This is a genomic window from Microbulbifer mixtoriginis (SeqCode) (genome assembly GCF_052468275.1).
In genome coordinates this window covers 1,953,371-1,965,116 of sequence record NZ_CP174341.1, presented here as the reverse complement: position 1 = coordinate 1,965,116, position 11,746 = coordinate 1,953,371, and the positions used below count along the sequence as shown (strand labels likewise).

Annotated in this window: 7 protein-coding genes; 4 read left to right on the top strand and 3 right to left on the bottom strand. The window is 44.7% G+C overall.

The window, feature by feature from the left end:
* The first annotated feature begins 52 nt into the window (after positions 1-52).
* From ACJJIC_RS08545 to ACJJIC_RS08530, 4 genes are all read left to right on the top strand, one after another.
* On the top strand, positions 53-1,300 hold the full coding sequence (locus ACJJIC_RS08545; protein WP_252082869.1) for a ribonucleotide-diphosphate reductase subunit beta: 1,248 nt from the start codon (positions 53-55) through the stop codon (positions 1,298-1,300).
* Between the two features lie 1,204 nt (positions 1,301-2,504).
* Positions 2,505-3,119: a ribosome-inactivating family protein gene (locus tag ACJJIC_RS08540; protein WP_444910239.1), complete on the top strand. Its 615-nt coding sequence runs from the start codon at positions 2,505-2,507 to the stop codon at positions 3,117-3,119.
* A gap of 1,540 nt (positions 3,120-4,659) precedes the next feature.
* Positions 4,660-6,174, top strand: coding sequence for a hypothetical protein (locus ACJJIC_RS08535; protein WP_444910240.1), 1,515 nt, complete (start codon positions 4,660-4,662; stop codon positions 6,172-6,174).
* Positions 6,175-6,985: 811 nt separating this feature from the next.
* Positions 6,986-7,411 carry a DUF2750 domain-containing protein gene (locus tag ACJJIC_RS08530; RefSeq protein WP_444910241.1) on the top strand — a complete coding sequence of 142 codons (426 nt, stop codon included), beginning with the start codon at positions 6,986-6,988 and terminating at the stop codon, positions 7,409-7,411.
* A gap of 160 nt (positions 7,412-7,571) precedes the next feature.
* Here the strand turns inward: ACJJIC_RS08530 and ACJJIC_RS08525 are convergent, their stop codons facing one another.
* From ACJJIC_RS08525 to ACJJIC_RS08515, 3 genes are all read right to left on the bottom strand, one after another.
* Positions 7,572-8,102: a redoxin domain-containing protein gene (locus ACJJIC_RS08525; protein WP_445356774.1), complete on the bottom strand. Its 531-nt coding sequence runs from the start codon at positions 8,100-8,102 to the stop codon at positions 7,572-7,574.
* A 544-nt stretch (positions 8,103-8,646) separates the two neighbouring features.
* Entirely contained in the window at positions 8,647-9,864 is a 1,218-nt protein-coding gene (locus ACJJIC_RS08520; protein WP_444910242.1) for a hypothetical protein, read from the bottom strand.
* An 878-nt stretch (positions 9,865-10,742) separates the two neighbouring features.
* Positions 10,743-11,447: a hypothetical protein gene (locus tag ACJJIC_RS08515; protein WP_445356773.1), complete on the bottom strand. Its 705-nt coding sequence runs from the start codon at positions 11,445-11,447 to the stop codon at positions 10,743-10,745.
* Between the last annotated feature and the right edge of the window lie 299 nt (positions 11,448-11,746).

Below are 11,746 nucleotides of genomic sequence, written 5' to 3'. Positions count from 1 at the left end.
ACAGAAATTAATATCGAATTTTCGATAACGAGACCGATTAAAAGGGCCGACTATGCTGAGCTGGGACGATTTCGAGACAAAGCCCCAACAACCCGAAAAAGCCGTTAAGGCGCAGACCGCAGCGGAGCCCCAGGCGAAATCCGTACAAGAGCCCAGCGCTTCTTACTCTGCGGAAACTCCAGCGAGCTCCACCACAAAAAATGGCTCCGCCGCTGTTGAGGCTGCACGTGCAGCCGTTGCCAGCCTGGACCCGGCGCCCGGCCTGGAAGAACTGGAAATGGGTGCAGCCCGCATCCAGGTGGATGAAAAGCGTATTATCAACTGCCGTGCGGACCTCAACCAGCTGGTGCCCTTTAAATACGACTGGGCCTGGCAAAAATACCTGGACGGCTGCGCCAACCACTGGATGCCCCAGGAAATCAATATGAACAAAGACGTGTCCATGTGGAAAGACCCCAACGGTCTGACCGAGGACGAGCGTCGCATCGTGGAATACTCCCTGGGTTATTTCTCCACCGCAGACTCCCTGGTTGCCAACAATCTGGTACTGGCTATTTACCGCCATATCACCAACCCAGAGTGCCGCCAGTACCTGCTGCGCCAGTCTTTCGAAGAAGCGATCCACACCCACGCCTACCAGTACTGTGTAGAATCCCTGGGCATGGATGAAGGCGAAGTCTTCAATATGTACCGCGAAGTGCCCGCCGTTGCCAAAAAGGCGGCCTGGAGCCTGTCCCACACCCAGGCCATTGGCGATCCCAACTTCAAAACCGGCACCGTTGAATCCGACCAGGAGCTGCTGCGCAACCTGATCGCCTTCTATGCCGTTACCGAGGGTATCTTCTTCTACTGTGGTTTCAGCCAGATCCTGTCCATGGGCCGCCGCAACAAAATGACCGGTGTTGCCGAGCAGTTCCAGTACATCCTGCGCGACGAGTCTATGCACCTGAACTTCGGCATCGACGTGATCAACCAGATCAAACTGGAAAACCCACACCTGTGGACGGCGGAATTCCAGCAGGAAGTGACCCAGATGATTCTCGAAGGTATGGAACTCGAAGTGGCCTACGCCCGCGACACCATGCCCCGCGGCGTACTCGGCATGAATGCAAATATGATGGAGGAATACCTCCAGTTTATCGCCAACCGCCGCCTCAGCCAGCTGGGCCTGAAAGAGCAATTCCCTGGTGCACAGAACCCATTCCCGTGGATGTCTGAGATTATGGACCTGCGCAAAGAGAAAAACTTCTTTGAAACCCGCGTTATCGAATATCAAACCGGCGGCGCACTGCAGTGGTAAGAGAGGCTTCCGGCCAGTGAATTACTACAAAAGGAAAAAGTAGTCGCTCACAGGAAGAGAAGTATTGAAAACGGGCTTTCAGCCCGTTTTTTTTATTCTCTTATTGAGAGCTACTCAGCAGCCAGCTACCAAGCCGGAGGCATGAGGAAAAATCCTCCGTATTCATACAGTAACAGCAAGCCTCAAAATATCTTTCGGTAAAGCCCTGCTGTACTTACTTGTAGTTTCTAAAAATCTAAATTTCTGATTTTTCTTTCACAAATCCAATCGGATTTGACACACTGAGCTTTAGAAGAAGTGTCAATTGCATATGGATATGCCCCTCAATTGAATACACTTCAACCAACTCTACTTTCCTTTAAATACACAACTTCAGAATATCGCTCCAATTTCTCGACGTAACACACAAAATAGCATCTTCTTTCGATATTTAGGCACAAATACTACATAGTATCCACAATAATACTTGACGCAATCCTGGCACTATCGTCTCGAATATATTCTCCTTAAAAGAGCTTGCCTGTTCATGAGAGTCCACATTCTCTACCCTAGACGCCTGAACGGCACCCTCACCGCCAGAGGCGATGGTTTATCTATGCATTAATTAATTTAAGAACTTGCTTAACCCTATTTTCCGCGCAAGTAGGAAAAGGGACTGAGTTTCAGCTTATGTTTTTGGTAGCATACTATCTACGAGGGCTCATCACCCTCTCACTTGGCCACACACCCCAAAAACTTAGCTTCCTTTATTCGACCATGTAAATTTACAAATCATTTAAAACCAAGATCGTTGTGAATTAGATTTATTGATAAATTAATTTTTCGCTGCTGCCAGATCTAGATTTAAGACCACATGAGAAAAACCTAAATCAACCTTTCGACTGATTTATCCACTATAGTAGAGAATATATTTAATTTTAAAACCTTCAACATCGGACACCAGATTCAGGCACCCCATACTATTCACAGGCCTACCCAGCACATATTACTGGATCAAAAGAAAAGAAGACTCTGCACTCGAAAAACGCTGTGAACATCCCTATAAGCCCGTAATCGACACCCATACCTCATATGCTCCCAAGCAAAGATTATTCTTCCCCTCTCCTTTTTTAGTGCACAAAGGTACTAACTTGCAATATCACGTAATCACAAGCCTTTACCTAAATGATAAATTACACAAAATATTTTTTACTGTGAGGCACAAGTGATAAAATTAAACCTTCATGAGATTCACCTCGGCGCATATTCCGAAGCAATTGATCACTTAAAGGAACGCTTTAGAATCAACCGAACTGATGGAGATCCGGCTCGCATCTTTATACCGATCAATCTATCAGAAGGCCTCGGAGTAACTTTTTACATTAGAAATAGTGATGTTTGGTTAACCGGCTACTCTATCGGCTCAATGGAAACACCAGCAAAAAACTACTTCCATTTACCTAGTATGAGTGGTGTCGTCACAGCTTCCCAAAAAATGGAATTACCTTTTGATGGCAGCTATCCGTCAATGGGTTTTTCAACCAACTCCAATGAAGAAACTAGCATTTATTATGCATATAACACTGTTGAACATATTTACAAGAACTCAAACATTGACGGAAAGAACGACGACCATATGACTATTGCTAGCTCATTTGGGAAAATGGCAATTTTTCTTTCTGAGTCAATACGATTTAAGAGCAAGATATTTAAGGATCTTAAAGGAGGTAGCGTTACAATTGGAAACCTACTTGAAGATGCGAAAAACTGGCAAAATTACAGCAACCCAAAACATGCTTTTGCGGATAGAGTTGACATAAAACACCTTGATTTTATTTAGGGAAATTTAGGTGAAGGTATCTTTCCTTCTACAACTTCATTCAGATTCTGCTCATGGTCCACCACCTCGGCCAGCTGGGCCCGAAATAGCAATTCCAGAGTTCACAGAATCCAGCCCCTTGATTAACGGACCAGCACAAAAAGAAAAACTGCTTTGAAACCCGTGTTAGCGAATATCAAACCGGTGGTGCATTGCGGTGGTAAGAGATATGAGTCACAGCATTAAGTGACTCATATCACACCATCGGTGACCTCAAGAGTCTTTCTTGTTTGCTTAGTTAAGCACAAAAAAATATATAAAGAAATTATATAATTACTAATAGCGCGGCTTACTCTAACAGAACCTCCCCAATAGACGATAGAAATGGAATTGCGCAAAAAGTCACCTACAGGAAGTGATGCATTAAAATGAACGTTAGACCCTATTTTTTGCATCAGGCCGAAAAGTTGTCAAAACACTCTTAAACCTCGAAGCTTAAGTGGCTTTTGTAATATAAAATATTACACGGAATATCAGAATATTTTCCAAACAACTCCAATTCTGTTGAGCAAAATAACCAACCAATCAAGAACACATCCAAACTTGCATAAAGTTTTTTTCACGAGGCCGAATATCTTGACAAGTTTATCAACGCCACAATGAAAGGTTTCTAGCTAAAATGGAAAAGATCTTACCCTAGATTATTTTCTCGCCCATAACACACTTTACAGCTAAAATATAACCATGGTAGAAAGCCTCGATCACTTAATCTAACAACGTACACTCACCATCTAAAAAAATTTTCAACCTTAATGATACAGCAACGGAAAAACACTCTGTAAAATTCTTCTTCAAATAATTTTGCTAGGCTGACACTTACTGAAAATACCTCTAGCGAGACGACAATCTTTAATATTCATCATCTTCTGCAAGAAATGACCTTGGTAAACATTCCTAAACATAATCAATGCCTATCAAAGGGATAAGGAATTTTGCAATTTCAAGGGAGCTATCCAGCATCGCTCCCCCCCTAAACGTCCTTTATCCATAGGCCAGTCTGACAAAACAGCTATCGAAGATCTGCATTTATTTACTAAATATATAATTTATCTCGTGATTTAACAGCCTTAGAGAAAAGAACAATGTCGCTGAGTACGAAATCAGCTAAATTCGCTTTCGTTTTAGTGGTCAAACCTCAGGGAGCGCTCTTCGTGAAGCTACTTGAACTGGGGGAGTAGCAATGACTTGTACGACTCTATCCTGTTGGAATCCAGCGTACTCGTAGAGGAGGGCTAGCTTTCGACAAAATCTCATAGTTTCTTGCAAATAAAATGGCGATGAAAAGGTGCGCTCAAGCCTGCCATGTCATCGCATGAAAAATGTCGCGTAAAGCAAGCATAAATCTAAATTTCTATGCTATAGGTTCTCACTCTGTAAGTGAGCCCAATTCACTTGATGTCCCCCCTGATAACAAAATGACACGAATAAAATTCACACACAAACGCTCTCCCCAGGGGCCCTAGGCTACTGGCCGAGGCGCAGCATCACTTGGAGACTTCCCATGAAGAACGATGAAGTGACACCCGAACGCACGGAAGAGGTTGAGCCAACTACCTTGCCTGGCGACACGACTGCACTCACGCCGGTACCCATGACTGTTGTCGAGGTCACTAATTGGCGATACCAGCGCTTAAGCTGCTTCTGGGGAGGGCCGAAGGGGCTCGATTACGGTCTATTGCGTGGGCATCAGGATATTCAAGTCGCGAATGCCTACCCGGATCAAAATTCCACTTATTTCGTCGGTCAGTTCAAATTGCCAAAAGGCGCTTACCTGAAGCTGCGGGGACATTACGGTCACCTGCGTTATTTCTCACTCACCATCGCAAACAATTTGCCGGGCGGAGTAAAGGGGAACGGTAGTTACCTGCGTGACGACCAAATCGTGCCCGATGAGGGCTCAATCAACCCTTTTATGTCGCCCAATAGACGCGATGTACCGACAGAACGCCGACGCTACACCGTATATATCCGCTCGGGGCAGGCTCCTCGCAAGCCGCGCCCCAATACACTTTATACCGGTACCAACTCTGAGCGAGCCGGCATCCACCTCGCGTTTCGTAACTATATGCCCGACAACGGCTATGATGGCACAGGCAACGTGCGCATGCCGCCACTTAAGGAGGGTGGATTGCCAGTTGAGCTGGGGCTACCAACAGTCACGCTGCACCTTCCGGAGACCCCGATCCAGGGCGAAGAGGGTTTATATAACAGCGACGATGTGGTGCTAACAGGCGAGAGAATGTGCCGTGCATTATTGGCTTCTAAGGAGGGGCAGAAGCAGGAATTCCCGACTAAAGAGTGGCTTCAATTAATCGAGGATTCCTGGGACCGGGTCAATGCACCTGCCATGCCCGCCCCCATGTTCCAGCGATTCTGGAATATGGATTACAGTGTCAAAGGCGCCTTCACCCCCGATCCGATCAAGCGGGTTATCCGTTGCCCTGCAAGCAATGACGGTGCATGGCTGAACAACCCCGACACTGTATACATGGTTGGACTGTTCTCGCTAGCTTTTGGCGAGGTCGTGGTGATCGAAGGTAAGATGCCGACTTTTCCTAAAACCAAGCATGGTCAGGTGAGCTGGCCCGAAGAGCAAACCCAGGTACGCTACTGGTCTCTTACCACTGGGGGCACGGCGCCGTCAGGTCTGGGCTGGTCAACAATCTTCGATGAAGAGATACCACTGGTTGAGGATCGTAAGTTCACTATCGTCATGAGCCGGGCGATTGATCGACCCAAAAATGCAGACCGCGAGCACGGCGTCAAATGGATAGAGTTCGGAGCCGGCGAGGGGCACTATATCGGCGCTCGCAGCTGGGTCAACTGCGTCTACATACGCTACCAGGCGTCACTGAGCAACTACGACTGGCCGAACTCCCCCCTCAATATTCCGGTACCTACTGAGGAAAATCCCGCGCCTATGGACAGCCTGGTCATGGGGCCCTACTACCCTACTGCGAAGTATATGTCGAAGAAAGAGTTTGAGCGGCTTAAAGGAACTGCAGTTCCTCGATAGTAATTCAACTTTGCCGAACTCCCACAAGCGAAACTGGTCCGCCATATCTTTAAAGAAACCAGGAGTAGCTGCAGAACATGGCCAAACGATCGCCGGTAGGCGCGATCTTTTCGGTAACCGCTTTCGCGGTTACCCGGCCATCATAAGAACTTTGCCGAGGAAATACTCGGCACTGGTCTCGATGTTCTGCTGGCTGCCCCGAATTTCAGAGTTACGGGCTAAAGCCCTTTTCTATACCTTTCTTGATCACAGCTTTATGACAAGAGCAGTAACAGTGGAAACTGAAGCTTTATCAACTCAGGACTTAAATTGCACAATGATAAACTGCCCCAAGTTTGCATAAACAAGCTCCAATATTGACAAAGCTTCTCTAATAGCAACTAGAGACTCTAGGCCAAAAACAGGCTAAGCCACCAGATAAAGTATCTATCTAATATAAACGTCGTTTGATAGAGTAAATATGAGCGTTATCTGCTATAAAAACCAACCCGTAACCAATTGATTTTATTGAATTTTTATAATGTATAATATGGTAGAGTTCGCAAAAGGTTTCGGGCTAATGAATTACCACAAAAAGAAAAGTTGTCGCTCATAGAGAGAGGTACTGGAAACAAGCCTTCAAGCCGATTTTTATTGAGAGTACTTCGATTTACTCTCCAAACCAGTCATAGACTTATATTCCACAGAATCCCTCCCGCTCCTCTCTACTACCGGGCAACACATCAAACCATCTGGACAGTATCTTGTATTCGCGCATAATGCCTCGCATTGACTGTGTTACTGTTACACACTTATTCGAGCAGGCCTGTAAATGTCAGCCTCCTACCAATCAGCCATTGCGAATTTATATATGAGTACTCCCAATCTAAATGAAGTAATTAACCAGAGTTGTGAAGACCGATACGAATATTTCTTGAGTGCAATCGGTGAAGAGCGGGAAATTTGGATATTAGTCGATAACCAAAACTGCTTCCTCAAAATACATACCGATGAGGACGGAGGTTTTGAATATTTACCCGTATGGCCTACGTCAGAATTTGCTAGCGCTTATGCTAAAGATGAAACCGAACTCACGCCTAAAAGTATTCCCCTCCCACAGTTTCTGAAGAAATGGCTCCCCGGCTTGAGAAAAGATAATATTGAAGTTGGTGTATTCCCCGCACCAGATAAAAGCGTATGGATTACTGGCACTGAGGAGCTGGAACACGACCTACGTGAAGAGTTGAATAATTTCTAATGTCACTGGCCTCAAACTGGGTTCTATGGCAAACCTCTGACACTCTAAAAAGAATTGATAAATAGCTACAAAGTTAACCGTTAACTCGCAATAAAAATCTCACATCCCAATGGGGTTTTTATTGCGTTTTTCTGGGAAACTCGGCCCCAGCTTAGGGACTTTAGTAGGTTCCCCGAATTGGATAGTTATTCTCCGGATTTCGAATAAACTCGATCCCCATCAACAAAATCTGCAAGTCTGGTCTGGCGAAAGGCGCATTAGAAATATCAACGATTTGCAGCTTACCAGCCTCATTAATCACAAAAATCCCGGGTTCGGCAAAAGGCTTATCAGTTTCCTCTGGAGACCTGGGATTGGAGATATAGACACCCAGTTGCTGCATCTGAGGGATGGATAAGTTGTAACCTATCGGAAAATCTGGCTTGACCTCCTTCATTTGTTCAGACGCTTTCTCGGCGCTATCCGCTGACACAGCTGTCACATAAACGCCCTCTTCATGATATCTCGGCAGCAGCACATTCAATTCCCGTAAATACTTGGTACAGAGCGGACAGTGCTTACCTCGATAAACCACTACCATTTGCCAGGGGAAGCTCCCTTCCGTTTTACCCAGCTGAATTTTCCCACCACCCAGCTTGGCCACTTCAATAGCAGGGATTTCAACACCCGCTGCCAACTTAAGATTGCCCATAAAGCCGCTCCATAAGACTACTGCCAAAGACACTCTATCAAGACTAGCCCTTTAGAACACGACTGACTTGAGAAGCCAAATGTAAGGAGGACTACATCGCCCACTCTCCAATGATAGAAGTTATAGTTATGACTAATCGGACAAAAAAAATCAAATATTAAAAACAGGTGAGTATATGAAGTAACTCTTATCAATTTTATTCTATTTGATACTCTTTAAAGGATATATTTGCACTGAGCGAGACTATCTGGAGAGATTACTGACTGGCACTGCCAGATATATATTTCCCAGGAATGAGTTCTTCGAACTATTCCGATAAGCCCCATACAATAAACAATATAGATAGCTAACGTTTTGGAATACGCACCATTTCCAAGGAAAAGATGACCGAATGGCACTGGCAAGTAACAGCGGTTGATACCACCCACCTTGAACTTTCCCTAAAAAAAGCCCGCTATAAATAAGCGGGCTTTATCCTGTGAGGAAGCAGGAAGCGATTAAGCCCCCTAATGAGCCAAAAAAGGCACAAAAATAAATCTAAAAATTACTGAGTACAGGCAGCAATACGACCAGCGCTGTTCTTACCAATACCGCAGTTCAGACCATTAGGAATGCCGGTATAATCTGGGGACATAATGCCACCATTACGCTGTGCATCGTGGTCAGTATAGAGGCTTGCCAGGTTATATGAACGCGCTGTGCCCTTGTGATCGTTGTCACAGGAGAAGATAGCGCTGCCATAGGCAATGCCCAGGAAGGTTTTGTATTCCTTCAGGTCTGAATAGAGATTACGCTTGGCAGAACCGGAGCAGTTCATCTGGGATGCGAGATTAATATAACCATCGTCCTCACCAGCAAGCAATATAGAACTTGCGGTTGCAACACCAGGGAAACCAGCATAACCACCAATGGTATATACGGGCGATGCCAAGTTAGTGCCCACATAGTTGCGCACGGAGTACACATCATTAGTTTGCAGATAACGTACCGCTGAGCATTCACGACCGATAAATAGGTCGTTAACCACGCTTTCGATCCAGCTACCATTACACAGGCGATCGACGAACTCGGTGCCTGTAATAGCCCCTCCAGTGGTAAAAATCGCAGCAATACCATTCATAGCTTTGTCGAAGTCGACCTCTACAGCATAGCGATCATCTAAACCGGCAACATTTCTGGTTTTGGTTTCCGTTTTACATCTCTTCCAAAACCAGCGACCAGTACAAACCTTATTGCTCTCAGTAATAGTATTACTATCAAACTGATTATAAGCACGATTGTAATAAGGAGACCCAGGCACTGCGTTACCAGATAAGTACATCATTTGTGCAGCGCCCTGGCTATGGGCAACCACCCAAAAAGTATCATCGGATTTACATTGATTCTCATGTTGATAGCCATCTCCCTTACCGCTGCGAATATCGATAATCTGTCTGGCAATTTCGCCAGCTGTGCCATCATGCCAGTAAGGCATTTCACCTTCATCGGTGGAGTTATAACCTACAACTCCATAGTTGCCGCCATTGATTCGCAGCTGCTCAATAAAATTACTGCCGTTATATTTATCAAAGAAAGCTTCACTCCAATAATCTAGGGCTGGTTGCTCTAACTTACCCTGGGAGTTGGTGCGCTGTTTTATATGCCCTTCGGTACCATGTCCGTGAACCAGGATATAGCAGTTATCTGCCGCAGCAGATACGGAAGCAAATAGGCCAGCCAGTGCGAGTGAGAGACTCGCACCTAGTCGTTTACAAAGAGTCATTGTTGTTTCCTTATATTTATTTCCCGGCTCTATATCACACTTCCCAAAAAATTATTTTTATTGGCCGGAGTCATTTTTGGACAGGGAAAGTTATCCGGGGATGCTCAACGGATATAGGACTTAGGGCGCCAAACGAGAACCGGGGGCGACAGGCTTGCGGACTAGCCAGTCACATACATTTGACTACCAGCTGCTAATCGAATTAACTCAAATCAAAATTGCCTTGATCGGTACTGATCCATAAACCCAATGCAAGGAATATTGAAGTTACTATTCCCCTCTATTCCCCCCCCTCTCTCAAGAAAGAAAGTCTGCCCAAGCCTATTGAGGCTCACCCTCCACCAGGCCCATTTAGTAAAGATTACGAGGTATCATCAAGTCATTTACATCCTTAGACTTCTCAAAAAAACGCTATAGAAATTAGGGCAACTATGCATTCCCCTGAGGAAGATATTCAAGACGGGGTAAAGGTATGGGGTGTTAGGCAAACGCTCTATATGGATATAAACCCAAAATATGAGATGAATTACTTCGCAGACGTCTGTGCAAAATCGAAGTATTCGATTCCATAGCTGGAGTCTATTTTGTTCCAGGAGGTACTACCCGCCTGCCGCTTTAACTTAATGATACCAGCAGTTCCAGAAAGGAAAGGATTGGAGCTTCACGGGCTAATACAGTAGATATTCAGCAGGCACCGCTTTGGCAAAGGAAGGCCAGTCTAATTTAGAAAATATACCTTGAAACTTTGCTTACCTATTAAACAAAAAAATTAGTTTCGCAGAGTTCAAGCAGAAATATGAAACTTATTCCACCATTTATAGAAAATGACCCAGCAACATTACTGAGCACAAACTTACTATCCTTTTTGACGGAGGGGCTTAATTGGTACTCTTGGAATGATAAATTATTCCCTGCCACACATTCTGCTGACCACCACCATAATTTTCAATTTTCGGGTTCTTAATGTAGCTCCAAGCTACCTCACCATCACCTAAATACATCGGTTCATCTAGCCCTCCCCAACCATGGTTAGGAAGTTGAACTGGGCCCTCAAGAATATTCAAATCCGAATCGATATCTAAAACATAATACGCTTTTGGGACTAATAACCGCAGAGAGTTAGGGATATTAATTCGATCAAATTTCAGATTATCCGAAATACATTGAAATTTAGCATAACCGAGTAAATAACGACCATTTCTTAAGCCAATCAACTGAGGATCACTAATTTGGCAATTATTATCCTCAACCAACCATTTAAAGCCCTCACCATCAATGCTGCCACTACCATTAACCTTGGTAATGCCCACACGAGTTAAAAAAGAGGAATCCAGTCCGTTACCGGAATAAAGAGCCTGGCGCTCTATAATGGGATAATCATCATTATCATATTCACTCTTATGGGCCCTATAAGAGAGAAAACAATTAACCTCCCAATTTGAACTACATCCCTCATCAAAAGCATCTACATCATTAAGATCAGCACCAACCTCATCACGAAGGTAGCGCTCCATATCTGAATCTTCTATGTATTTAGGAGAAATAATAACTGATAGGTTGGTCTCCTCATCTAGAGGTACCACCGTGTGGCCTCCTCCATTGGATACTATCGATGAATTAGAGGATACAAAATGATTAAAATAGCCTTCGAATGAATCACTCCACTCAATTTTTATCGCAATTGTGCCCAACTGACCACGTGACCATTGCCGCAAGCCCAGTCCCAGCCACGGTTATCTGAGCCACTCACTTTCAAAGACCAATCATTTCTATTAATGATTGTTAAGCCCGCAGAGTAGTAAGAGCCAGGGCCAATATTTTTTTGTCAAAAAGAATTCCCATGATTTTTCTTCATCCCGTAAGTCGCTACAAATATAGTTAT

Bases quoted from the DNA above. Each gene is read 5' to 3' on its own strand.
- ACJJIC_RS08545 (WP_252082869.1), top strand. From the start codon at position 53: ATGCTGAGCTGGGACGATTTCGAGACAAAGCCCCAACAACCCGAAAAA.
- ACJJIC_RS08535 (WP_444910240.1), top strand. From the start codon at position 4,660: ATGAAGAACGATGAAGTGACACCCGAACGCACGGAAGAGGTTGAGCCA.
- ACJJIC_RS08530 (WP_444910241.1), top strand. From the start codon at position 6,986: ATGTCAGCCTCCTACCAATCAGCCATTGCGAATTTATATATGAGTACT.
- ACJJIC_RS08525 (WP_445356774.1), bottom strand. From the start codon at position 8,102: ATGGGCAATCTTAAGTTGGCAGCGGGTGTTGAAATCCCTGCTATTGAA.
- ACJJIC_RS08520 (WP_444910242.1), bottom strand. From the start codon at position 9,864: ATGACTCTTTGTAAACGACTAGGTGCGAGTCTCTCACTCGCACTGGCT.